The sequence below is a fragment of the Nonomuraea sp. B10E15 genome (assembly GCF_039871615.1).
Lineage (GTDB): Bacteria > Actinomycetota > Actinomycetes > Streptosporangiales > Streptosporangiaceae > Nonomuraea.
Genome location: NZ_JBDPMB010000010.1, coordinates 42910 through 65696 on the forward strand (window position 1 = coordinate 42910; position 22787 = coordinate 65696).

23 protein-coding genes are annotated in these 22787 nt (G+C 70.8%); 18 read left to right on the plus strand and 5 right to left on the minus strand.

What is annotated here, in order from left to right:
• Nucleotides 1-10: 10 nt before the first annotated feature.
• The 11 genes from ABGB14_RS26410 to tsaD all read left to right on the plus strand — a co-directional run bounded on the left by ABGB14_RS26410 (nucleotide 11) and on the right by tsaD (nucleotide 9150).
• Nucleotides 11-361: a holo-ACP synthase gene (locus ABGB14_RS26410; protein ID WP_347646500.1), complete on the plus strand. Its 351-nt coding sequence runs from the start codon at nucleotides 11-13 to the stop codon at nucleotides 359-361.
• A gap of 9 nt (nucleotides 362-370) precedes the next feature.
• On the plus strand, nucleotides 371-1909 hold the full coding sequence (locus tag ABGB14_RS26415) for an NAD(P)H-hydrate dehydratase (protein ID WP_347646501.1): 1539 nt from the start codon (nucleotides 371-373) through the stop codon (nucleotides 1907-1909).
• Nucleotides 1910-1938: 29 nt separating this feature from the next.
• Nucleotides 1939-3087: an alanine racemase gene (gene alr / locus ABGB14_RS26420; RefSeq protein ID WP_347646730.1), complete on the plus strand. Its 1149-nt coding sequence runs from the start codon at nucleotides 1939-1941 to the stop codon at nucleotides 3085-3087.
• A gap of 20 nt (nucleotides 3088-3107) precedes the next feature.
• Nucleotides 3108-4157: an alpha/beta hydrolase gene (locus ABGB14_RS26425; RefSeq protein WP_347646502.1), complete on the plus strand. Its 1050-nt coding sequence runs from the start codon at nucleotides 3108-3110 to the stop codon at nucleotides 4155-4157.
• Nucleotides 4157-4615 carry a tRNA (adenosine(37)-N6)-threonylcarbamoyltransferase complex ATPase subunit type 1 TsaE gene (gene tsaE, locus ABGB14_RS26430; protein WP_347646503.1) on the plus strand — a complete coding sequence of 153 codons (459 nt, stop codon included), beginning with the start codon at nucleotides 4157-4159 and terminating at the stop codon, nucleotides 4613-4615. Before ABGB14_RS26425 ends, tsaE begins: the two co-directional genes overlap by 1 nt.
• A gap of 167 nt (nucleotides 4616-4782) precedes the next feature.
• On the plus strand, nucleotides 4783-5457 hold the full coding sequence (locus tag ABGB14_RS26435; RefSeq protein WP_347646504.1) for a hypothetical protein: 675 nt from the start codon (nucleotides 4783-4785) through the stop codon (nucleotides 5455-5457).
• A gap of 3 nt (nucleotides 5458-5460) precedes the next feature.
• Nucleotides 5461-5997 (plus strand): class F sortase, encoded by a 537-nt coding sequence (locus ABGB14_RS26440; protein WP_347646505.1) that lies wholly within the window; start codon nucleotides 5461-5463, stop codon nucleotides 5995-5997.
• A gap of 32 nt (nucleotides 5998-6029) precedes the next feature.
• Nucleotides 6030-6956, plus strand: a complete 927-nt coding sequence (locus tag ABGB14_RS26445) for an aminoglycoside phosphotransferase family protein (protein WP_347646506.1) — start codon at nucleotides 6030-6032, stop codon at nucleotides 6954-6956.
• A 79-nt stretch (nucleotides 6957-7035) separates the two neighbouring features.
• A complete protein-coding gene (tsaB, locus tag ABGB14_RS26450; protein ID WP_347646507.1) occupies nucleotides 7036-7683 on the plus strand; it encodes a tRNA (adenosine(37)-N6)-threonylcarbamoyltransferase complex dimerization subunit type 1 TsaB in 648 nt (215 codons plus the stop codon).
• A gap of 11 nt (nucleotides 7684-7694) precedes the next feature.
• On the plus strand, nucleotides 7695-8126 hold the full coding sequence (gene rimI / locus ABGB14_RS26455) for a ribosomal protein S18-alanine N-acetyltransferase (RefSeq protein ID WP_347617699.1): 432 nt from the start codon (nucleotides 7695-7697) through the stop codon (nucleotides 8124-8126).
• Complete coding sequence (tsaD, locus tag ABGB14_RS26460; RefSeq protein ID WP_347646508.1) at nucleotides 8119-9150, plus strand: tRNA (adenosine(37)-N6)-threonylcarbamoyltransferase complex transferase subunit TsaD; 1032 nt, start codon at nucleotides 8119-8121, stop codon at nucleotides 9148-9150. Before rimI ends, tsaD begins: the two co-directional genes overlap by 8 nt.
• Nucleotides 9151-9185: 35 nt before the next feature.
• Here the strand turns inward: tsaD and ABGB14_RS26465 are convergent, their stop codons facing one another.
• Together ABGB14_RS26465 and ABGB14_RS26470 are read right to left on the minus strand one after the other, a co-directional pair.
• Complete coding sequence (locus ABGB14_RS26465) at nucleotides 9186-11060, minus strand: hypothetical protein (protein WP_347646509.1); 1875 nt, start codon at nucleotides 11058-11060, stop codon at nucleotides 9186-9188.
• Nucleotides 11061-11251: 191 nt separating this feature from the next.
• A complete protein-coding gene (locus ABGB14_RS26470) occupies nucleotides 11252-12430 on the minus strand; it encodes a class I SAM-dependent methyltransferase (RefSeq protein ID WP_347646510.1) in 1179 nt (392 codons plus the stop codon).
• A gap of 399 nt (nucleotides 12431-12829) precedes the next feature.
• Here ABGB14_RS26470 and groES point away from each other — a divergent pair, with 399 nt between their 5' ends.
• From groES to ABGB14_RS26485, 3 genes are all read left to right on the plus strand, one after another.
• Nucleotides 12830-13144, plus strand: a complete 315-nt coding sequence (gene groES, locus ABGB14_RS26475; protein WP_197093639.1) for a co-chaperone GroES — start codon at nucleotides 12830-12832, stop codon at nucleotides 13142-13144.
• Nucleotides 13145-13215: 71 nt separating this feature from the next.
• The gene (groL, locus tag ABGB14_RS26480; RefSeq protein ID WP_347646511.1) at nucleotides 13216-14835 is read left to right on the plus strand and encodes a chaperonin GroEL; all 1620 of its coding nucleotides are present in this window, start codon (nucleotides 13216-13218) and stop codon (nucleotides 14833-14835) included.
• Between the two features lie 545 nt (nucleotides 14836-15380).
• Nucleotides 15381-16016 (plus strand): sigma-70 family RNA polymerase sigma factor, encoded by a 636-nt coding sequence (locus ABGB14_RS26485; protein WP_132334441.1) that lies wholly within the window; start codon nucleotides 15381-15383, stop codon nucleotides 16014-16016.
• Between the two features lie 109 nt (nucleotides 16017-16125).
• Here the strand turns inward: ABGB14_RS26485 and ABGB14_RS26490 are convergent, their stop codons facing one another.
• Both ABGB14_RS26490 and ABGB14_RS26495 read right to left on the minus strand, forming a co-directional pair.
• A complete protein-coding gene (locus ABGB14_RS26490) occupies nucleotides 16126-16503 on the minus strand; it encodes a DUF5319 domain-containing protein (protein WP_090930411.1) in 378 nt (125 codons plus the stop codon).
• 39 nt (nucleotides 16504-16542) lie between these two features.
• The gene (locus ABGB14_RS26495) at nucleotides 16543-17553 is read right to left on the minus strand and encodes a helix-turn-helix transcriptional regulator (protein WP_347646512.1); all 1011 of its coding nucleotides are present in this window, start codon (nucleotides 17551-17553) and stop codon (nucleotides 16543-16545) included.
• Between the two features lie 474 nt (nucleotides 17554-18027).
• On the opposite strand from ABGB14_RS26495, the gene guaB reads away from it, so the two are divergent.
• The 4 genes from guaB to ABGB14_RS26515 all read left to right on the plus strand — a co-directional run bounded on the left by guaB (nucleotide 18028) and on the right by ABGB14_RS26515 (nucleotide 22164).
• Nucleotides 18028-19509 (plus strand): IMP dehydrogenase, encoded by a 1482-nt coding sequence (gene guaB / locus ABGB14_RS26500; protein WP_347646513.1) that lies wholly within the window; start codon nucleotides 18028-18030, stop codon nucleotides 19507-19509.
• 4 nt (nucleotides 19510-19513) lie between these two features.
• Entirely contained in the window at nucleotides 19514-20635 is a 1122-nt protein-coding gene (locus tag ABGB14_RS26505; protein WP_347646514.1) for a GuaB3 family IMP dehydrogenase-related protein, read from the plus strand.
• A 63-nt stretch (nucleotides 20636-20698) separates the two neighbouring features.
• Entirely contained in the window at nucleotides 20699-20953 is a 255-nt protein-coding gene (locus ABGB14_RS26510) for a hypothetical protein (protein WP_347646515.1), read from the plus strand.
• The gene (locus ABGB14_RS26515; RefSeq protein WP_347646516.1) at nucleotides 20950-22164 is read left to right on the plus strand and encodes an RNA polymerase sigma factor; all 1215 of its coding nucleotides are present in this window, start codon (nucleotides 20950-20952) and stop codon (nucleotides 22162-22164) included. Before ABGB14_RS26510 ends, ABGB14_RS26515 begins: the two co-directional genes overlap by 4 nt.
• A 23-nt stretch (nucleotides 22165-22187) precedes the next feature.
• Here the strand turns inward: ABGB14_RS26515 and ABGB14_RS26520 are convergent, their stop codons facing one another.
• Nucleotides 22188-22754, minus strand: a complete 567-nt coding sequence (locus tag ABGB14_RS26520; protein WP_347646517.1) for a dihydrofolate reductase family protein — start codon at nucleotides 22752-22754, stop codon at nucleotides 22188-22190.
• Nucleotides 22755-22787 lie beyond the last annotated feature (33 nt).

Here is a 22787-nt window from a genome sequence, read left to right on the forward strand (position 1 = left end):
GCTTGGTGCGGTGATCCTGGGCATCGGGGTGGACATCGTGGACATCTCCCGCTTCGAGGCGACGCTGCGCCGCACGCCGCGCCTGCGCGAGCGGTTGTTCACCGAGGCCGAGCGGTCGCTGCCGGTGCACTCGCTGGCCGCCAGGTTCGCCGCCAAGGAGGCCGTGGCCAAGGCGCTCGGCGCTCCGCAAGGGCTGGGGCACCAGGAGGCCGAGGTGCGCTGCGACGACCTCGGCAAGCCCGAGCTGGTGATCACCGGGCGGGCCGCGGAGGTGGCGTACGAGCTCGGGATCAAACGCTGGCACCTCTCACTCAGCCACGACGCGGGCGTCGCCGTGGCCTACGTGATCGCGGAGGGATAGCTTCGGATCATGCGCACCGCCTACACCGCCGACCAGATCCGTGGCGCCGAGCACGCGCTCATGGCCCTCCTGCCGGAGGGCACGCTGATGCAGCGGGCCGCGTCGGGGCTCGCCGCCGTCTGCGCCGACCTCCTCGGCCGGGTGTACGGCCGGCGCGTCGTGCTCCTCGTCGGCAGCGGCGACAACGGCGGCGACGCCCTCTACGCGGGCGAGCGGCTGGCCCGGCGAGGCGCCAGAGTAGGCGCGGTCCTGGCCGGGTCCAAGACCCACGAGGCGGGCCTGGTCGCCTTCACGCGGGCGGGCGGCCGGGTCGTCGACCGGGCGGCGATCGACGACGCCGACCTGATCATCGACGGGCTCGTCGGCATCGGGGCGGCGGGGGCGCTGCGGGAGCCGTACGCGGAGCTCGCCGCGCAGGCCAACGCCGCCCGCGCCGCGATCGTCGCCGTGGACGTGCCGAGCGGAGCCGACGCGAGCAGCGGCCGGGTGCCGGGCGCGGCCGTGCGGGCCAAGGTGACCGTGACGATGGGGGCGTACAAGACCGGGTTGCTCGTCGATCCCGGCGCGGCCTGCGCGGGCGCGGTCGAACTGGTGGACATCGGGCTCGGCGACCACCTGCCCGATCCCGACGTGGCCGCGCTGACCGGCTGCGACGTCGACGTCCTGCTGCCGCGGCCGGCCACCGAGTCGGACAAGTACCGCAGGGGAGTCCTGGGGGTCGCGGCGGGCAGCGACCTCTACACCGGCGCCGCCGTGCTCGCCGTGGGCGGCGCGCTGCGCGCCGGGGCGGGCATGGTGCGCTACGCGGGACGGCACGCGCCCGTCGCGCAGGTGCGTGCGCACTGGCCCGAGGCGGTCGTCACCGAGCTGGACCGGCCCTCGATCGACGGCGTCGGGCGGGTGCAGGCATGGGTGCTCGGGCCGGGGCTCGGCACCGATGACTGGGCGCACGAGCTGGCGGCCAAGGTGCTCGCCTCCACCGTGCCCGTACTGATCGACGCCGACGGGCTGACGCTGGTGGCCAGGGACCGCGGGCTGCTGCGCCGCGGCGCGCCCGTGCTGATCACCCCGCACGCGGGCGAGCTGGCCCGGCTGATCAGGGCCGAGCGCGACGACATCGAGGCGGCCCGGCTGGAATACGCCCGCAGGGCGGCGGCGGAGCTCGGCGTGACCGTCCTGCTCAAAGGCTCCACCACGGTGGTGGCCGAGGACGCGCGGCCGGTGCGGGTCAACGTCACCGGCTCGCCGTGGCTGGCCACAGGGGGTACGGGCGACGTGCTGTCCGGGGTCGCGGGCTCGCTGCTCGCGCAGGGTCTGAGCTGCTACGACGCCGCGTCCTGCGGCGCCTACCTGCACGGGCTGGCCGGAGGGCTGGCCGCCGTGGGCGCGCCGCTGACGGCGGCCGACGTGGCCACCGCCGTCCCCGCGGCCATCCGCGCCGTGAGCGGCGGCCCACCAGGCGGCCCATCAGGCGGCCCATCAGGCGGTACGGCCTGGCGGGCGGCGGGGGTCGTGGGAGAGGATAATCGCGCTCGACCACGTGCGTGACCTGCCACACTAGAAGGATGTACTCCCCGATGACCACGCCCGCGCAGGCTCGGGTCGACCTGGCCGCGATCAGGCACAACGTGGCCCTGCTCAAAGAGCTGGCCGGCGGCGCGGAGCTGATGGGCGCCGTCAAGGCCGACGCCTACGGCCACGGTCTGGTGCCCGCCTCCGAGGCGGTCCTGCAGGGCGGCGCGAGCCGGCTCGGCACCGCGTTCGTCGGGGAGGCGCTCGCGCTGCGCGAGGGCGGCGTGACGGCGCCGATCCTGTCCTGGCTCCTCACCCCGGGAGAGCCGCTCGACGACGCCGTGCAGGCCGACGTCGAGCTGTCGGCCTCCGACGAGGGGATGCTCGGCGAGATCGCCGCCGCCGCACGGCGCACGGGCCGCACCGTGAAGCTGCACCTGGAGGCCGACACCGGCATGAGCAGGGGCGGCTGCCCGCTCGCCGCCTGGCCGGCGCTGCTGGCCGCGGCGCTGCGGTTGCAGGCCGAGGGCGCCGTCGCGATCGCCGGGCTCTGGTCCCATCTCGCCTGCGCCGACATCCCCGGCCACCCGTCCATCGGGCGTCAGCTGGAGGCGTTCGAGGCGGCGCTGAAGCTCGCCGAGCAGGCGGGCGCGGCCGGTTCCCACGTGATCAGGCACATCGCCAACTCCGCCGCCACCGTGACCCTGCCCGAGGCCCGCTACGACCTGGTCAGGCCCGGCATCGCGATCTACGGCCTGAGCCCCATCCCCGAGCTGGGCGACTTCGGCCTCAGGCAGGCCATGACGCTGGTGGCCCGGGCCGGGCTGGTCAAGCGGGTCCCCGAGGGCTCCGGGGTGTCCTACGCCCACCTCTACGTCACCGGACGCGAGACCACGCTCGGGCTCGTGCCGCTCGGGTACGCCGACGGCATCCTGCGGCACGCGACGGGAAAGGCCGAGGTCCTGGCGGGTGGGCGGCGCAGGACGATCGCCGGCCGGGTGTGCATGGACCAGTTCATGATCGACATGGGCGACGACGCGCTGTCGGCGGGCGACGAGATCGTGCTGTTCGGGCCGGGTGACGAGGGCGAGCCGACCGCTCAGGAGTGGGCGGATACTCTCGGCACGATCACGCATGAGATCGTGACCAGGATCGGTTCGCGTGTGCCGAGGGTCTACGCGCACAGGACTCGGAGCACCTCGCGGCGGGCATGAGCGGGAGAAGGGTCGGGGAGATGACGACGACAAGACGGCGCAGGGTGGGGATCGCCGGCGCGCTCGTCGGTGCGGCTTCCGCCGGTGTCGCGGCGGCGGCGCTGGCCAAGCGCTATGCGGTCGGCCGCATCAGGCTGCGCCCCGACGACGAGGCCAGCGAGCCGTTCGGCGAGTTGCGGGGCAGGGAGCGCACGCTCGTCACCTCCGACGGCAAGGCGCTGCACGTCGAGATCGACGGGCCGGACGACGCGCCGCTGACCATCGTCTTCTGCCACGGCTACTGCCTCAGCCTGGAGTCCTGGCACTACCAGCGTAAGGATCTGCGGGAAAACTACCGTCTCGTGCTGTGGGACCAGCGCTCCCACGGCCGCTCGCAGCGCGCCGGCTCCGACGACAGCACGATCGACCGGCTGGGCGACGACCTGGCCGAGGTGATCGAGGCCCACGTGCCCGGCCCGTGCGTGCTGGTCGGCCACTCCATGGGCGGCATGACGATCATGGCCCTCGCCGACCGCCGTCCTGAGCTGTTCGGCGAGAGGATCCGCGCGGCCGCGCTCGTCGCGACCTCGGCGGGCAAGCTGGCCGAGCTCACCCTCGGCCTGCCAGCGCTGCTGTCCAAGGTCGTGCACAAAATGGCCCCCACCACGGTGTCGATGCTGGGCAAGCGGGGCGCGCTGGTCGACCGCACCCGCCACGCGGGCAGCGACATCGCCTTCCTGATCACCCGCTACATGGGTTTCGGCGACTCCAAGAACGTCAGCCCGACGCTGGTCGACTTCGCCGAGTCGATGATCAGGGCGACGCCGACAGAGGTGGTCGCCGACTTCTACCCCGCGCTGATGAACCATGACAAGCTCTCCGCGCTGCACGTCCTCGACCCGGTGCCCACCGCGATCCTGGTGGGCGACAGCGACTGGCTGACGCCGCCCGAGCACAGCAGGGCCATCGCCGCCGCGCTGCCCAAGGCGCAGCTCACCGAGGTGCCCGACACCTCCCACCTGATCCAGCTGGAGCGCCCGGGCATCGTCAACGACGCGCTGCGTGACCTGGCGAAGAGGGTGGAGCTCTAGTGCGGCTCGCGACCCCTGAGGACATGCGCGCCTATGGCGCCCGCCTGGCCGCCCGGCTGCGCCCCGGAGACCTGCTGGTCCTGTCGGGCCCGCTCGGCGCGGGCAAGACCACGCTCGTGCAGGGCATCGCGGAAGGCCTCAAAGTACGCGGCCCGATCACCTCGCCCACCTTCGTGATCGCCAGGGTGCACCCGTCGCTGCGCCAGGGGCCGCCGCTCGTCCACGTCGACGCCTACCGGCTGGGCGGCGATCTCGAGGTCGACGACCTCGACCTGGACGCCTCGCTGGAGGAGTCGGTCACCGTCGTCGAATGGGGCGAAGGGCTCGTCGAGGGCCTGGCCGACGACCGGCTGGAGATCCACATCGACCGCGAGGCGGGCGACGAGGCCCGCCTCGTGACCCTGCGCGGCGTGGGCGAAAGATGGGCCGACACGCCGTCTGAGCCGCCGGAAGAGTAAAACGGCGGTCAAGCTCCGGCAATGCTGGCACCCTTGACGTACCCGGCCGATGATGTAAATCATGATCGTTGACTAGGGTTCGCCCAGAATTTCTGGGTATCAGGAGGGGCGACATCCATCTCTTTGGTGGATGCTGGGGTGTAACACGGCAAAGTGGGGTGCGGCCGGTGCTCAGGGTCAGGCGAGTCGCGTACGCGGGAGCCATCGTCATTCTCGGTCTGACCGGCTGCACAGCCTCGGCCGAGACCGATCCGACAACGACACCCTCGCCCACGGCCAGCGGCACCACCGCCGCCCCGACCGCCAGCGGCAGCCCGAGCCCCACGGCCACCAGGCAGACCATCTCGGTGCAGCTCAACCCCGACCGCGTCACCGCGGGCGAGACGTCCACGGTGTGGATCCTGGCCAACTGCCCGGTTCCGACCGGCGGCCCCGCCCACACCGGCACCGCGACGTCCAAGGCCTTCATCAACGGCGTCACGCTCAACCCGGTCCCCGCGGCGTCGGTGACCCCCACCCCGACCGCCACCCCGGCCAACGGCTCGCCGTGGGTGCGCGGCGAGGCACAGGTCTCGGGGACGGTCAAGCGCGGCAGCTACCGCGTCGACGTCAAGTGCGACGGCACCAACGACATGGGCAGGGCCACGCTCAGGGTCGTCGCGGCCGAGCCCGACGACGACCCGACCGGCGTGCCCACCAAGGCGCCCAAGGCAGGCGGGGGCGGCACGTACGCGAAGGACGCCGACGAAGAGTCGTCCATCCCGCTCGGCCCCGCCGGCGCGCTGGTCGCGCTGGCGCTGGCCGCCGGCGTCGGCATAGCGGTCAAGCGCCGTAAGGCATAGACCGTGGCCCGCCCAGGACGGGTGGTGCTCGCGGGCGCCGTGACGGGACTGCTGCTGGTCGCGTTCGGCAACAACCTCAAGACCGGCACCACTCCAGCACAGGCCGTCGTTCCGGAGAGCATCGACATCCCGTCGATCGACGTCGAGGCCCCGCTGATGGAGCTCGACCTGCTGAAGAACGGCGAGGTCGAGCTGCCGCCGTACGAGAAGCCGAAGACGGCCGGCTGGTTCACCGGCAGCGCGGTGCCCGGCGAGAAGGGCGCCTCGGTCATCATCGGCCACGTCGACACCAAGACGGCGCCCGCCGTGTTCTACAAGCTCAGGAACTTACGCAAGGGCGAGACCGTCAAGGTCGAACGCAGCGACGGCAAGACCGTGACGTTCAAGGTCGACGGGATCGAGCAGGTGCACAAGGACGACTTCCCCGCCAAGCGCGTCTACGTCGAGGACGGGCTCAAGCTCGTCACCTGCGGCGGCAAGTTCGACTATGCCAAGGGCGAATACCTGGACAACATCATCGTGTACGCGTCCCGGGCCTGAAATCCGCTTGCGTCCCCCGGGACGATGAAGACATGAGTGCGGACACCATTCCGCCCGCGTCCGGCGCCCGCGTGCCGTGGCACGACGTGCACCCGCCGGTACGCGCGGCGGTCGAACGTTTCCTCGGCGGGCGCGTGGCGGAGGCGACGACGCAGCCCGGCGGCTTCACGCCGGCGGCCGCCGTCCGGCTGCGCACCGAAGGCGGACGGCGGGCGTTCGTCAAGGCCGTCGGCCCCGAGCCGAACGCCGACAGCGTTCGCATGTACCAGAACGAGCTCGAGATCGCGGCAGCCCTGCCCGCGTCCGTGCCGGCGCCCCGCCTGCTGACGGGTTTCGAGCTGGACGGCTGGGTGGCGCTGGTCTTCGAGGACGTCGAGGGCGCGCATCCCGAGCTGCCGTGGCGGCGTGACCAGCTCGACCGGGTGCTGGACGCCCTCGACGAGATGTCGGCCGCGCTCACACCCTCACCGATCGACGTGCCGCGGTTGGGCGAGACGTTCGGCTCGTTCGACGGCTGGCGCAGCCTGCTCGACGAGGACACCACCGGCCTCGACCCGTGGGCGCTGCGCCACCTCGATGAGCTGGCCGGGCTGGAGTCGGGCTGGGCGGCGGCCGCGGCAGGAGACACCCTGGTCCACGCCGACGTGCGGGCCGACAACATCCTGCTCACCGACGAACGTGTCTACTTCGTCGACTGGCCGTGGGCCTGTCTGGGCGCGCCCTGGGTCGACCGGGTCTACCTGCTGCCGTCGGTCGGCATGCAGGGCGGGCCGCCGCCGTACGAGCTGTGCACCGACCCCGATCCCGCCGTGACCGCGACCGTCGCGGCCATGGCCGGCTATTTCGTCCACCACGGCCGCCTGCCCGATCCGCCGGGGCTGCCCACGGTCAGGGCGTTCCAGCGGGCGCAGGGCGTGGTGGCGCTCGACTGGTTGCGGCGGCGTACGGGCTGGGCCTGACACTGTCCCGCACCGGCTTGTCGCCGGGCGTGCCGGTAACGGCCGGGAGAGACCTTTACGGCGGGTACGCTAGACAGTCGTGCTGGTCCTGGCCTTTGATACCGCGACACCCGCCGTCACCGCCGCCCTCCACGACGGGGAGCGGGTGCTCGCCGAGTCGACGACGATCGACGCCCGGCGCCACGGCGAGTTGCTCGCCCCCACCATCGAGCGTGTCCTGGCCGAGTCGGGGGCGTCGCTGCGCGACGTCACGGCCGTCGTGGCGGGCAGTGGCCCCGGGCCCTACACCGGGCTGCGTGTCGGCCTGATGACCGCGCAGGGGCTGTCCACGACGCTGGGCGTGCCCTCCTACGGCGTGTGCACGCTCGACGCGGTCGCGTTCGGCAGTGGCCTGGCAGAGCCGTTCCTGGTGGCCACCGACGCGCGGCGCAAAGAGGTGTTCTGGGGGCGTTATGCCGACATGCGCACCCGGGCCGAGGGCCCGTTCGTCGACCGGCCCGCGGAGGTGCCGGTGGAGGGGCTGCCGGTCGTGGGAGCGGGTGCTGCGCTATATCCCGAAATTTTGGGAAACGGGGGCGACGTGCCCCCGTACCCCAGCGCGGGGGCGCTGGCCGCGCTCGCGGCCGAGCGGCTCGCCGAGGGCGCCCCGCTCGGTCCGCCCCGGCCGATCTACCTGCGCAGGCCCGACGCCGTGGTGCCGGGCGCGCCGAAGAGGGTGACGGCGTGAAGCTCAGGCCGATGACCGAGGCCGACCTGCCGGCGGTCATGGCGATCGAGCAGGCCACCTTCCCGCTCGACGCGTGGAGCGAGGGCATGATGCGCGGCGAGCTGGCCGACATGCCGCGCACGCGCCACTACGTGGTGGCCCTGGTCGACAGCGAGATCGTCGCCTACGCCGGGCTCGCCGCCGCGGCCGACCAGGCCGACGTCCAGACCATCGCCGTGCTGGAGAAACACCAGGGCACCGGCATCGGCAGCGCGATGCTCACCGAGCTGCTGGCCGAGGCGCAGCGCAGGGGAGCGCGGGAGATCTTCCTGGAAGTACGCGCCGACAACGCGCGCGCGCAGACGGTCTACCGGCATTTCGGGTTCGAGGAGATCGGCACCCGCCGCCGCTACTACGACGACGGCACCGACGCGATCATGATGAGAAGGAAGCTCGATGGCTGACGAACCGCTGGTCCTGGGGATCGAGACCTCCTGCGACGAGACCGGCATCGGCATCGTCAGGGGTCACACGCTGCTGGCCAACACCATCGCCTCCAGCATGGAGGAGCACGCCAGGTTCGGTGGCGTGGTGCCCGAGGTCGCCTCGCGCGCCCATCTGGAGGCCATGACGCCGACCGTGGAGGCCGCCCTTGCCGAGGCCGGGCTGAGGTTCTCCGACATCGACGCCGTCGCCGTGACCGCGGGCCCAGGGCTCGCCGGCGCGCTGCTGGTCGGGGTGGCCGCGGCCAAGTCCTACGCGCTCGGCCTCGGCGTGCCCCTCTACGGCGTCAACCACCTGGCCGCCCACGTCGCCGTCGACCAGCTGGAGCACGGGCCGCTGCCCAAGCCGTGCGTCGCCATGCTGGTCTCGGGCGGCCACTCGTCGCTGCTGCTCGTGCCCGACGTCGCCGAAGACGTGATCTCGCTCGGCTCCACCGTGGACGACGCGGCCGGTGAGGCGTTCGACAAGGTGGCGCGGGTGCTGGGGCTGCCCTTCCCCGGCGGGCCGTACATCGACAGGGCCGCGCGCGAGGGCTCCGGCGAGGCGATCGCGTTCCCGCGCGGCAAGCTGGACGACGGCACGCTCGACTTCTCCTTCTCCGGGCTCAAGACGGCCGTGGCGCGCTGGGTCGAGGCCCGCGAGGCGTCAGGGCAGGCCGTGCACGTGCCCGACGTCGCCGCCTCGTTCCAGGAGGCCGTGGTCGACGTGCTGACCCGCAAGGCGCTGCAGGCGTGCAGGAAATACGGGGTGGACGATCTGCTGATCGGCGGCGGTGTGGCGGCCAACTCCCGGCTGCGCGCGCTGGCGCAGGAGCGCTGCGAGGCGGCCGGTGTGCGCCTGCGGGTGCCGCGGCCCGGGTTGTGCACCGACAACGGCGCCATGGTCGCCGCCCTGGGCTCCGACCTGGTCGCGGCCGGCATCACCCCCTCGACCCTGGAGATCCCGGCCGACTCCTCGCTCCCGATCACGACGGTGCACGTGTAGGGCGCGGGCAGGCCGGCGGGTGCCCGCGCGAGCGGTCAGTCCTTCGCCCTGGTCGGGCGGAGCAGGGCCTCGGCCAGCGCCAGCATGGTCTCCTCCAGGGCGCCGAGACGCTTGTTGAGGTCTTCGGCGGCGGGCTGCACGATGCCGGTGACCGTCTCGGCCAGCTCGTCGCGGTCGGGACGTGTCCTGACCAGCTCGGTGAGCGCGGTGGCGGCGGTGGTCAGCCGCTCGGCCTGGTCGCCGGTCTGCGAGCGGATCAGCTCGCCGATCCGCTCGGGGATGGCCAGGGTGGCGGGCAGCTGGCCGACGCGCTGGTTGACCGACTCGATGCGGTCGTCGACGGACTCCAGGTGCTCGCTGGCCTGCTCGGCGCGGGTGACCAGGCCGTTGACGTGGGTGTCGAGGACGTTGAAGCGGCTGTCGAGCCCTCCGAGGTGGCCGTCGATGGCGTCGAAGCGGCTGCTCAGGTGCTCTTCGGCCTCGCCGAGGCGCTCGTCGATGGCGTCCATCTGGCCGTCGAGCCGGTTGAAGCGGCCCTCTGCGCGGGTGGTGCTCTCGCCCACGCGCTGCTCGGTGCCGGACATGCGCTCGTCGAGGGCGGTGAAGCGGGCGTCGACGCGTACGTCGAGCGCGTCGAAGCGGTCGTCGTGGCGGCCCAGATGGCCGTCGAGGATGCCGAGGCGCTTGTCGACCGCGCCGAGCTGGCCGTCCATCGACGCGAGGCGCTTGTCGACGCCGCCCACCCGGGTGTCGAGGCCGTCGATCCTGGTGTCGATGTCGGCCAGGCACTCGTCGGCGGACTCCAGCCGGCCGCCGAAGTCGGCCACCCTGGTGTCGAGGCCGGAGAGCGCGCTTTCCGCCCGGTCGAGCCTGGCGTCCACGCCGCCGAGCCGGGCGGTCAGGCGCTGCTCGCTCTCGCCGAGTTGGACGGCGAGGTGGCGGTCGGTCTCGTCGAGCCTGGCGGCGAGCCGCTGCTCGATGTCGGAGAGGTGGCCGGTGAGCTGGTCGTCGGCCTCCTTGAGCCGGATGGCGAGCCGCTCGTCGGCCTCGACGAGGCTCCTGGCCAGCCTCTGGTCGGTCTCGTCGAGCCGGGCGGTCAGGCGCCGGTCGGTGCCCTCCAGGCGCACGGTGAGCCGCTCGTCGGTGTCGTCGAGCCGGGTCGTGAGGTGCTGGCCCGCCTCGTCGAGCCGGGCGGTGAGGCGCTGGTCGGTCTCGTCGAGGCGGGCAGCCATGCGCTGCTCGGCGGCGTCGAGGCGGGCCCGCGTCTGCTCGGCCGAGTCGGCGATGCCCTCGGACAGGTCGCTGATCACGCCCTCGACGCGGTCGGTGCGGGTGGCCAGCTCGGCCATCGACCGGTCGAGCCTGGTGAAGCGGCCGGCGGCGGCCTCCATGCTGGAGCTGAGCGTGGTCAGCCTGGTGGCGAAGTCGGACATGCCCTTGGTGATGCCGTCGGCGGTGTCGAGCACCGCCTGCAGGCGGTTGAGCGCCTCGTCGACGCCCTCGCCGACGGTGCCGACGCCGGCCTGCAGGCCGGGCAGCTCGGACATCGGGGCGACACGGGCGTCGACGCCGCTCACCCGCTCGCCGACGGCGTCGACGTGGTCGCGGACCGCCTCCACGTGCTGCGCCAGGCCCTCGGCCCACATCGGCGGCTTGGCGGTGATGTCGTCCAGCCGTCCGTTGACCGCCTCAAGGGTGCCGCTCAGGCCGCCGAGCTCGCGCTCGCGCACCTCGCGCAGGAGCCACTCCATGCCTTCGAGCCGCTGGCGGATCTCGTCGAGCATGGCGCCCTGGGTGCGCTGCTCGTAGACGTGATCCTGGGAGGCGCGCTGCAGCAGGTCTCGCATTCTCTCTGAAATGGCCAGATGGCCGCCTGCCTGAAGAAGGGTGGTGTGGTTGGAATGATCCACCGAAAGCTCCTTCGCTCGCCGACGGTCTGCCGCGCAGCGGTGGGGTAGGTCAGGTTTGCAGATGAAAGAGCGAGAACACGGTTAACCGCACTGGGGAGAACTCCCGCCCGCCCACCTTAGCCTTTTGATCAAGGTCCGTCAGCGCCGAATGGAAAGATCGCTCGAAACCGAAGAATGCCCGAGATGCCTGCTCAGCGGGGTGATGGTGGATTGCAGATGATGACCGATGGTTTATCAAGAATGCGGGTCAGGATGACGACGGCTGTTCTGTCCCCGTTGAGTCGCAAATCGCTGCGCAGGCGTTCGATGTCGACGGCTGAGGCGCGCTTCTTGATGGTGACATTTCCGATTTTCCGCTCTCGAAGTGCGGCGCGTAGTTTCTTCAGCGAGAACGGAAGTACGTCGTCTATCTCGTACCTCGCCGCCCATGGGGTGTCCACGGGGTCGTCGCCCGTGATGTACGCGATCATCGGGTCGAGCAGGCGGCCGCCGACGATCTCGGCCACCTCGCCCACGAGGTGCGCGCGGATGGCGGCGCCGTCGGGCTCGTAGACGTACCGGCCCGGCGGGCCCGTGGCGGCCCGGACGCCCGTGGCCGTGAGGGTGTGGCCGCCGGGCAGCAGGGTGGCCCGGCGGTCCGCCTTCCGGCCGGCCCCGGTCCAGAGCGTCGCCTCCTTCACCTCGCCCTTGAAGGACACCCACTCGGCCTCCGCCCCTTCGGGGATGAACGTGTAGGGGATGCCGGGGGCGACCTTGAGACAGGCCGCACGAGCCCTGGAGACGAGGTCGAGCACCACCGGCCAGGGCGGCGAGTAGGCCATGGGGTCGAACGTGCGGCCCCTGCTCGTACGCCGTGCCGGGTCGGCGAAGAGCACGTCGTAGCGCTCCGGCTCGACGCCGGCCGCGTCGGCCACGCGCACCGTCACCCGGTCGCCAAGCCCGAGCGCCTCGGCGTTGGCCCTGGCCACGGCGGCGGTCAGCGGGTCGGTGTCGACGGCCTCCACGGCGCAGCCTGCGCGGGCCAGCGCCAGCAGGTCGCCGCCGATGCCGCAGCACGCGTCCGCGACTCTCGGCTCCGGGGCGCGGGCGGCCACCAGGCGGGCGGCGCGGTGCCCGGCGACCTCCGTCCTGGTGGCCTGCTCAAGGCCGTGCGGCGTGAAGTACATCAGCCGGGCGTCCTCGCCGAACTTGGCCGTGGCGCGCTCCCTGAGCCCCGCCTGGGTGAGCGCCGCCGAGGTGAGCGCCGCGTCATACGTCCTGCGCAGCCTCGTGGCGGCGGCCACCGGGTCGGCGCCGGCGAGCTCGCCGGCCTCCGCGAGCGCCCGCCGCCCGCGCGGGGTCAGCAGCTCGTTGAAGGCGTCGAGGTCCACGTCACACGACGTTAGCGGCACCGGGGACGTACCCGCGGCGCGGGGATCCGGCCGGAGCGGTGGGGCGCGGGGGATAGCGTGGAACGGTGGCCCGGTCGCTTACCAGAAGATGCCGGGTCGTCAGGACGGCGCGACACGCGCGCTCGCGAATCTCGCGGCAGGAGGATCTTTACTAACCCCTGTATGACCGGCCATTACGCTGATAGCGCCTTGTTGCCGGCACCCTGATCGCTCTCAGCAGACGCGTTCGTGTTGACTGTCAAGCCCCTCTTGCATATGTTTCCTGTTGGCACTCTCCCCTTGAGAGTGCCAACGTGCGACGAGGCAGGTCTGACACCCGCGACGGCAGGCCCAGCTGGTCGCCTCTTCTAGATCATTCAAATCTGAAGGGGAGGTCCGATCGTGACGACCGCCACCAAGGTTCCCGTTAAGCCGCTCGGCGACCGCATTGTGGTTCAGCCGCTTGAGGCCGAGCAGACCACCGCTTCCGGCCTGGTCATCCCGGACACCGCCAAGGAGAAGCCGCAGGAGGGCAAGGTCCTCGCGGTGGGCCCCGGCAACTGGGACGAGGACGGCGACAAGCGGATTCCGCTCGACGTCTCCGAGGGCGACATCGTCCTCTACAGCAAGTACGGCGGCACCGAGGTCAAGTACGGCGGCGAGGAGTACCTCGTGCTCTCCGCCCGCGACGTTCTCGCGATCATCGAGAAGTAAGCCGGTGCGTCGAGCCCCGGGCGCTCCAAGGGGCGACCGGGGCTTTCGACGCTAGGAGAGGACTTTCAGCTATGGCGAAGATCCTGGAGTTCGACGAGGACGCCCGCCGCGCGCTAGAGCGTGGCGTGAACGCCCTCGCGGACGCCGTGAAGGTGACCCTTGGCCCGCGTGGCCGCAACGTCGTCATCGACAAGAAGTTCGGTGCGCCGACGATCACGAACGACGGTGTGACCATCGCTCGTGAGATCGAGCTGGACGAGCGCTACGAAAACCTCGGCGCCCAGCTCGCCAAGGAAGTTGCCACCAAGACCAACGACATCGCCGGTGACGGCACCACCACCGCGACGGTGCTGGCCCAGGCGATGGTCCGCGAGGGCCTGCGCAACGTGGCGGCCGGCGCCTCGCCGCTGTCGCTCAAGCGCGGCATCGACAAGGCCGCCAAGGCGATCAGCGACAAGCTGCTCGCCACCGCCCGGCCGGTCGAGGACAAGAAGGAGATCGCCAACGTTGCGACGATCTCCGCCCAGGACGCGCAGATCGGCGACCTGATCGCCGAGGCGTTCGACAAGGTGGGCAAGGACGGCGTGCTCACCGTCGAAGAGTCCAACGCCATGGGCATGGAGCTCGAGTTCACCGAGGGCATGCAGTTCGACAAGGGCTACCTGTCGGCCTACATGGTGACCGACCCCGAGCGGATGGAGTCCGTCCTCGAGGACGCCTACATCCTGCTCACCCAGGGCAAGATCGCCTCCATCGCGGACTTCCTGCCGCTGCTGGAGAAGATCGCCCAGACGAAGAAGCCGCTGCTCGTGGTCGCCGAGGACGTCGAGGGCGAGGCCCTGGCCGTTCTGGTGACCAACAAGATCCGCGGCACCTTCACCTCCGTGGCCGTCAAGGCCCCGGGCTTCGGCGACCGCCGCAAGGCGATGCTGCAGGACATGGCCATCCTCACCGGCGGCCAGGTCGTCAGCGAGGAGATCGGCCTCAAGCTGGAGCACGTCGGTCTCGAGGTGCTCGGCCAGGCCCGCCGCGTCGTGGTGACGAAGGACAACACCACCATCGTCGACGGCGCCGGCGACGCCCAGGCCATCGAGGACCGCGTCAAGGAGATCAAGATTGCCATCGAGCAGTCCGACTCCGACTGGGACCGCGAGAAGCTGCAGGAGCGCCTGGCCAAGCTCGCCGGCGGTGTGTGCGTGCTGCGTGTCGGCGCCGCCACCGAGGTCGAGCTCAAGGAGAAGAAGCACCGCCTCGAGGACGCGATCTCCGCGACGCGCGCCGCGATCGAGGAGGGCATCGTCTCCGGCGGCGGCACCGCGCTGATCCACGTCGCCAAGGGCCTCGACGACCTCGAGCTGTCCGGCGACGAGGCCACCGGCGTCGGCATCGTGCGCCGCGCGCTGGTCGAGCCGGCCCGCTGGATCGCCGAGAACGCCGGTCTCGAGGGTTACGTGGTCACCCACAAGATCGCCGAGCTGGAGGCCGGTCACGGCCTCAACGCCGCGACCGGCGAATACGGCGACCTGCTCGCGCAGGGCGTCATCGACCCGGTCAAGGTCACCCGGTCGGCGGTGCAGAACGCCGCTTCGATCGCGGGCATGCTGCTCACGACCGAGGCGCTCGTGGTGGACAAGCCCGAGGAGGAGGCCCCGGCCGACGGCCAGGGTCACGGTCACGGCCACGGCCACTGACCGCTTCTCCCGTTTCGCGACACGGCCCGCATCCCCAGGGGGGTGCGGGCCGTTCGCGTTCGCTGAGCTCCTGGCCGGCCCCGGCGACGACGCCCTCCGGGCACGGGCGATCCCCGCGTCGACGCGGTCAGTGGCGTTCATGGCGGGTTGTCCCGGGGTGGAGCGTGGGTCTGTCCGCGGAGGCGGCAGAGGCGGCCCTGGAAGGCGGTGGGCCTGCGGTGTCCTTGTCGTGCCCGCCTGGGACGTGCCGTGGTGGGTCTCGCCCTTGCTCGTTCGGATGGGGGCGGTGGTGAGGGCTCGCGGCGCGGGTGGGCGCAGGGTTCTGGGGAGAAGTGGGGGAAAAGGTGGAATAATGCAGTAAACCGGGAGAGGGTGATATGCGTCGGCGGTCTGACAAATGTCGTGCATTCCCGGTTATGGGATGAAACATTATGCCAGCCGTTTCGCCGTAGTGTGCCCATTCGATTACCGATAGTTATCGTCGCTTCAATGTGACCAATCCGTAGCCGTTCGCCATGACGACAGGCCGGATCAGTGCGGGCATCATGCCTATCGTGAGCGAGGGAAGCGTCGCCGACGCCAAAATTGGGGTAAGGCTCGCGTCGAGACTTCCGGCACGGACGGATGACTCCGACCTTAGGGAACTGACGAGCCTCGCCGTGCAGGGAGATCGCAGTGCGATCGAATCTCTGCTCGGCGAGTTGCGTCCGATGGTGGTGCGGTATTGCCGTGCCAGGCTGGGCAGGGTTTCTGGGCAATATCACATTGCCGATGACGTCGCCCAGGAGGTGTGCATCGCGGTCCTGTCCGCGCTGCCGCGTTACCGCGACATGGGGCGGCCGTTCGCCTCCTTCGTGTTCGGGATCGCCTCGCACAAAGTGGCCGACGCGCTGCGGAGCTCCGTGCGCTCGGCCGTTCCGACCCAGGACCTGCCCGACGGGCCTGACGACGGGCCTGGGCCCGAGGAGACGGTGGTCCGCTACATCGAGGTGGAGCACGCGCGCAGGCTGCTGGCCAGGCTGCCGGAGAACCAGCGGGAGTTGTTGCTGCTGCGGGTGGTGTCGGGGCTTTCGGCGGAGGAGACCGGTAATGTACTCGGCATGTCACCGGGTGCGGTCCGCGTCGCCCAGCATCGGGCGCTGGCCAGGTTGCGGCAGATGGCCGAGCTGGAGTCGGCTTGACTCCAGAGCACGAGACCGACGCGCTGCTCGACGCGCTCGGTCGTGGAGAGATGCCTGACCCAGGCGATCCGGCCGCACGGTTGCTGGCCGTGCTGCTCGACGACGTGGATCAGCGGCGCTCCTCCGTGTCGATGACACCATCGACATAGCCTCTGGCGTATTCCCAGCTGACGTAGTCGGCCGGGTCAGGGTGGAAGGCCGGCTCGTGGACCTGCGGCTGGCCCTTCTCGATCATCTGTCGCAGGTTGCCGCGCAGCAGCTCCCAGTCGAAGAAGTGCTGCTCGCCGCATTCGGGGCAGTCGAGCACGAGGCCCAGCACTCCCTGCGGTTCGAGCAGGGAGCGGAAGACCTCGACGTCGGCGAGGTCGGTGATGGCCTCGTCGCGTTCGGCCGCGGTGAGTGGTTCGGCGTCGTCTAGGGCGCCCATCGCCGAGGAAGGGTCGTTAGGGTCGTCCGCGAACGGGTCGCGGGGGACGTCTTCCAGCACCTTCCCACCATATGACCGATGCGGCCCGAGCGGTGGATATTACCTCAGCCATCCGCGCCTGGCGGCCTCCACGCCTGCCTGGAAGCGCGATTGGGCGCCCAATTCGGCCATGGCGCCGGCGAACCTGGCGCGTACCGTCCTGACCGAGATGCCGAGCTGGCGGGCTATCGACTCGTCGCACAGGCCCTGGGCGGCCAGGCGCAGCACCTGCGCCATCCCGTCGATGCCGCGCCCCCACGGCAGGGGCGTGGCGCGGCCCCACAACTCGTAGAAGAGCGCGCGGAGCATGCCCACCACGATCGGCGTGCGTACGAGGTAGAAGTGGTAGGCGTGGTCGGGCAGGTTGCCGCCCCAGAACGCGGGCAGGCCGGCCACGTCGGCGCCGGCGGCCATGAACCAGGTCGGCACGCGATCCAGCGTGCGCACCTTGCCGCCGGCTTCGACCAGGCGGGTCAGCAGATCGCGTACGCCTGGGAGTGTCAGTGCGGAAACCGGCAAGATCACATGAACGGCAAGAAGATTTCGTTGCTGCGCATCAATCCATGGATCCGCAAATTTACGAGCAAAATCGCTCATCGTTCGTTCATCCGGGATTGCTGTGTGCAATTCCAGCGTCGGTGACTGCACGGCCATGCCGACCACGCTTTCGAACAGGACGTCGGCCCCGTTCAACATCTCCACCGTGAATGGACCGCTCTGGTAGTCGCGTCCGGCGTCGTAGTCGTGGATCAAACCCCGGATGGAGGCGAGCGCCGAATCGATCATCCGGCTCTCCTCGGCCAGCCGATCGAGCCGCTCGGCGATCACCTGCCCGAGCGCCGCCGCGGGGTGGCGGGCCAGGTATTCGCCCGACCGTTCGTCCACCACGCCCAGCTTGACCAGGTCGTCGAGCTGGCTGGTGACCTTCTCGACGGGGCCGTCGATGGCCTGCGCGAGGTCGGTGCGGGTGGCTCTGTGCAGGCGCAGCACCGTCGAGTAGAGAGCCCTCTGGGCAGGGTCGAGGCCCAGCGTCTCGTAGGGGTCAGACGCGGCTCTGGGCTCGTTGCGCATCGTGGGCGGCTCCGTAGGGGGGACACGGGCGTGCCGCGAGAATAACGCCGCATTGCGCCCGTGTCCGCTCGTTCCGCCGACTGGCCGGGGAGAGTGTGCAACTTCGTGCAGTTGCACGTTTTGACCTTGCGATGTGCCGGTGAGTGACCCAGGCTTTACCTAGCGTCGGCATCCCGAAACAGGCATGGCTGCGCCGCCCATCAGGACGCGGAGGGGGGTTCGGTGGTGCGTACGCGCCGCCACGCCTGGATGCCGGTGGCTGGGGGATGGGACGGGTCACCGACCGTTCATCGCCCAGCGCTGTGAGATGCCGGGAGTACGACGGACCGTGGGGGTCATCGTGCTCCCGGCGCCAGCGCCGAGCCGTGAGGCCGGGAAGACTTTCTCCCGCGCCGGGCCCGAGGCCATGAACGCGCTTTTGGAGGCAGGCCCTAGACTTGGCTGCATCAGCGCATCGGCAGGAGGGGCCGCAGCATGTCCAAGTTCACCGAGACCGGTCTGACCTTCGACGACGTGCTGCTGGTGCCCGGCTATTCCGATCTCCAACCAGGTGACGCCGACACCAGGTCCCGCCTGTCCCGCGGGGTCACGCTGTCCATCCCGCTGGTCTCCGCCGCCATGGACACCGTGACCGAGGCCCGGATGGCGGTCGCCATGGCGCGGCAGGGCGGCATCGGCATCCTGCACCGCAACCTGTCGGTCGACGAGCAGGCCCAGCAGGTCGATCTGGTCAAGCGCTCGGAGGCCGGCATGGTCACCAATCCGGTGACGTGCAGCCCCGACGACACGCTGGCCGACGTCGAGCGCTTGTGCGCGACCTACCGGATCTCGGGGGTGCCCGTCACCGACGTGTCGGGCACGCTGGTCGGCATCGTGACCAACCGCGACATGCGCTTCGAGACCGACCAGTCGCGGCCCGTGCACCAGGTCATGACCAAGATGCCGCTGGTCACCGCGCCGGTGGGGGTGTCGCGTGACGACGCCTTCGCCCTCCTCAGGAAGAACAAGATCGAAAAGCTGCCCCTCGTCGACGCGGAGGGCAGGCTGCGCGGCCTGATCACGGTCAAAGACTTCACCAAGAGCGAGCAGTACCCTCTCTCCACCAAAGACGCCGACGGCCGGCTCATCGTGGGGGCGGCCGTCGGCGTCGGCGGTGACGCGGAGGTGCGGGCCAAGGCGCTGATCGAGGCCGGGGTCGACGTGGTGGTGGTCGACGTGGCCCACGGCCATTCCAAGGGCCTGGCCGAGATGATCGCCAAGATCAAGGCCAACAGCAAGGTCGAGGTCATCGGCGGCAACATCGCGACCAGGGCGGGCGCGCAGATGCTGGTCGACGCGGGTGTCGACGCGGTCAAGGTGGGCGTGGGCCCTGGCTCCATCTGCACCACGCGGGTGGTCGCCGGGGTCGGCGCCCCGCAGGTGACCGCCATCCACGAAGCCTCCAAGGCGTGTGCGCCCGCGGGCGTGCCGGTGATCGGCGACGGTGGCCTGCAATACTCCGGTGACATCGTCAAGGCGATCGCCGCCGGCGCCGACACGGTCATGCTGGGCTCGCTGCTCGCGGGGTGCGAGGAGTCGCCCGGCGAGCTGATCTTCATCAACGGCAAGCAGTTCAAGTCCTACCGGGGCATGGGCTCGCTCGGCGCCGTACGCAACCGCGAGCGCGGCGGCGCCTCCTTCAGCAAAGACCGCTACGCCCAGGCCGACGTCGGCGGCGAGGACAAATACATCCCCGAGGGCATCGAGGGTCAGGTGCCCTATCGCGGACCGGTGGCGGCCGTCGCCCACCAGCTCATCGGCGGGCTGCGCCAGGGCATGTGGTACGCCGGCTGCCGCACGATCTCGCAGATGCACACCGACTGCGAGCTCATGCCGATCACGGCGGCAGGTCTCAAGGAGAGCCACCCCCACGACATCCAGATGACGGTGGAAGCTCCGAACTATCACAGAAGGTAAGTTGATGACTCAGCAGGTGGAGATCGGCCGGGGCAAGACCGGGCGGCGGGCATACTCGCTTGACGAGATCGGGCTGGTGCCCTCGCGGCGCACCCGTGACCCGGAGGAGGTCTCGATCGCCTGGCAGATCGACGCCTACCGGTTCGAGTTGCCCGTGGTGGTCGCCCCCATGGACAGCGTGGTCTCGCCGGCCACCGCCATCGCGATCGGGCGGCTGGGCGGGCTGGCCCCGCTCGACCTCGAAGGGCTCTGGACCCGCTACGAAGACCCCTCGCCGCTGGTGGAGGAGTGCGCGGCGCTCGACGCGGCGGCGGCGACCAAGCGGCTGCAGGAGATCTACGCGGCGCCGATCCAGGAGGAGCTGATCGGCCGGCGGATCGAGGAGATCCGTGCCTCCGGGGTCACGACCGCCGTGCGGCTGTCGCCGCAGCGCACGGTCCAGTACCACAAGGCCGTGATCGACGCGGGCGTCGACATCTTCGTCATCCGCGGCACGACCGTCTCCGCCGAGCACGTGTCAGGGCGGGCCGAGCCGCTCAACCTCAAGCAGTTCATCTACGAGCTCGACGTGCCGGTCATCGTGGGCGGCTGCGCGACCCACACGGCCGCCCTGCACCTGATGCGCACCGGCGCGGCGGGGGTGCTGGTCGGCTTCGGCGGCGGCGCCTCCCACACGACGCGCAACGTGCTCGGGGTGGCCGTGCCGATGGCCACCGCGATCTCCGACGTCGCCGCGGCCCGGCGCGACTACATGGACGAGTCGGGCGGGCGCTACGTGCACGTGATCGCCGACGGCGGAATGGGCACGTCGGGCGACATCGCCAAGGCCATCGCCTGCGGAGCCGACGCCGTGATGGTGGGTTCGCCGCTGGCCCGTGCCGCGGAGGCGCCCGGCCACGGGTTCCACTGGGGGTCCGAGGCGCACCACCCCGATCTGCCCAGGGGGCGGCGGGTGGAGTTCGGGACGGTGGGGACGCTGGAGCAGATCCTGCACGGGCCGTCGAGCGTGGCCGACGGCTCGATGAACCTCATGGGCGCGCTCAAGCGCACCATGGCCTCCACCGGCTATTCCGACATCAAGGAGTTCCAGCGAGTCGAGGTCGTGGTCGCCCCGACTCATCCCTGACCAGTCACCGTCCCGTCACCGCGGCCCTGCCCGCCCGGCCGCGGTGAAGCTAGTGTTTCGGGCATGGAATCCCTCGAAGAGAGAATTGCCCGGCTGGAGACGCAGATCGCCTACCTTCAGCGGCACCTCGGCATCGACCCCGCGCTGATCGACTCCGTTGACCAGGGTTCGCAGTTGCCGCCCGACTTCTACGTGGCGTTGCGGAAGGGGAAGACGATCCAGGCGATCAAGATCTACCGTGAGGCCACCGGGGCGTCGCTGCTGAACGCGAAGAACGCGGTCGAGCAGATGGAGCGGCAGGTCTCCGGCCGGAGGTGAGCTGTTCCGAGGCTGAGCGGGTCTTCCGGGAGGAGTACGGCCGGGCCGTCGCCGTGCTCGTCCGCTCCTTCGGCGACATCGACCTCGCCGAGGAGGCGGTCCAGGAGGCCTTCACCGTGGCGGTGCGCCAGTGGCCGTCCGCGGGGCCGCCGCCGAGCGCGGCCGGGTGGATCATCACCACCGCGCGCAACTGGGCCATCGACCGGCTGCGCAGGGAGTCGGCGCGGTCCGGCAAGCACGCGCAGGCCGCGCTGCTGAACACCGCCGGCGAGCCGGTCGAGCAGGGTCCCGTGCGGGACGACCGGCTGCGGCTGATCTTCACCTGCTGCCACCCCGCGCTCGCGCCCGCCGCCCGGGTGGCGCTGACGCTGCGGCTGCTGGGCGGGCTCGCGACGGCGGAGATAGCCCGCGCGTTCCTGGTGCCCGAGCCGACCATGGCGCAGCGGATCGTGCGGGCCAAGCGCAAGATCAGGGACGCGGGCATCCCTTACCGGGTCCCGTACGAGGCCGACCTGCCCGAGCGGTTGCGGGCCGTGCTCGCCGTGATTTACCTGATCTTCAACGAGGGGTACACGGCCAGCTCGGGTGACCGGCTCGTCCGCGACGATCTCTGCGCGGAGGCCATCAGGCTGGGGCGGTTGCTCGCCGGGCTCATGCCGGAGGAGCCCGAGGTCATGGGGTTGCTGGCGCTGATGTTGCTGATCGAGTCGCGGCGCGCCGCGCGTACGGGGCAGGCCGGCGAGCTGGTGCCCCTGCCCGAGCAGGACCGGACGTTGTGGGACCGGGCGCTCATCGACGAGGGTCAGGCCATCGTGCGGTGGTGCCTGGAGCGGGACCGGCCGGGCCCCTACCAGATCCAGGCTGCCGTCAACGCCGTGCACGGCGACGCGCGAACCGCCGAGGACACCGACTGGCGGCAGATCGTGCAGCTCTACGACCTGCTGACGGACTTCGATCCCGGGCCGGTCGTGGCGGTGCACCGGGCGGTCGCCGTGGCCGAGGTGGAGGGTGCGGAGGCGGCGCTGAAACTGCTGGACGGGCCGGCGGCGGACGACTATCACCTGTTCCATGCCGTACGCGCCGATCTGCTGCGGCGGCTGGGACGCGAGAGGGAGGCGGCCGAGGCGTACGCGGCGGCGATCGAACGGGCGGGCAACGAGGTGGAGCGGGACTTCCTGCGGAGCAGGGCGGGAGGGCCCTTCCGCGGGTGATCCGCGAGACCGCCCGGCGTGCGTCAGCGGGTGTAGGTCGTCAGGAGAATGCCGCTGCTGAACGTCTCGGCGCCGGTCAGGGTGAACGTCGTCGGCCGGAACCCGCCGTGGAAGGCGGGGATGCCCGCTCCCGCCACCACCGGGTAACACTTGACGATCAGCTCGTCGATCTCGGGCAGGAGTTGTGCGGCCACGTTGCCGCCGCCGCACAGCCAGATGTCGAGCCCGTCCTCCTGCTTCAGCCGCCGCACCAGGCCGAGCGGGTCGTCCGCCACCAGCTCGACGGCCGGCTCGTCGACGCTCTTGATGGTGCTGGAGATGACGTACTGCTTCATGTGGGCGTAGGGGCTGGTCACGCCCGCCGGCAGGCCGAGCTCGTACGTGCCTCTGCCCATGATCACGGTGTCGAACCGCTGGTTGGGGGCGTCGATGCCGGCCTGGGCCCGGAGCTGGGTGGGCACCGTCTCCGGCATGCGCGTGTTGATCCAGGTCGCCAGGTCGTCGGCCACCGGGTAGAAGTCGTATTCGCCGTTGGGCCCTGCGATGTAGCCGTCGATGGAGGTCGCGACGTAATACGTGAGCTTGCGCAAAACTACTCCTTTTAAAGTACTATGTCTGAAGTG

Bases quoted from the DNA above. Each gene is read 5' to 3' on its own strand.
- ABGB14_RS26425 (WP_347646502.1), top strand. From the start codon at position 3,108: ATGACGACGACAAGACGGCGCAGGGTGGGGATCGCCGGCGCGCTCGTC.
- alr (WP_347646730.1), top strand. From the start codon at position 1,939: ATGACCACGCCCGCGCAGGCTCGGGTCGACCTGGCCGCGATCAGGCAC.
- ABGB14_RS26505 (WP_347646514.1), top strand. From the start codon at position 19,514: ATGACTCAGCAGGTGGAGATCGGCCGGGGCAAGACCGGGCGGCGGGCA.
- ABGB14_RS26415 (WP_347646501.1), top strand. From the start codon at position 371: ATGCGCACCGCCTACACCGCCGACCAGATCCGTGGCGCCGAGCACGCG.
- ABGB14_RS26510 (WP_347646515.1), top strand. From the start codon at position 20,699: ATGGAATCCCTCGAAGAGAGAATTGCCCGGCTGGAGACGCAGATCGCC.
- tsaD (WP_347646508.1), top strand. From the start codon at position 8,119: ATGGCTGACGAACCGCTGGTCCTGGGGATCGAGACCTCCTGCGACGAG.
- groL (WP_347646511.1), top strand. From the start codon at position 13,216: ATGGCGAAGATCCTGGAGTTCGACGAGGACGCCCGCCGCGCGCTAGAG.
- ABGB14_RS26485 (WP_132334441.1), top strand. From the start codon at position 15,381: ATGCCTATCGTGAGCGAGGGAAGCGTCGCCGACGCCAAAATTGGGGTA.
- ABGB14_RS26495 (WP_347646512.1), bottom strand. From the start codon at position 17,553: ATGCGCAACGAGCCCAGAGCCGCGTCTGACCCCTACGAGACGCTGGGC.
- rimI (WP_347617699.1), top strand. From the start codon at position 7,695: ATGACCGAGGCCGACCTGCCGGCGGTCATGGCGATCGAGCAGGCCACC.
- guaB (WP_347646513.1), top strand. From the start codon at position 18,028: ATGTCCAAGTTCACCGAGACCGGTCTGACCTTCGACGACGTGCTGCTG.
- ABGB14_RS26445 (WP_347646506.1), top strand. From the start codon at position 6,030: ATGAGTGCGGACACCATTCCGCCCGCGTCCGGCGCCCGCGTGCCGTGG.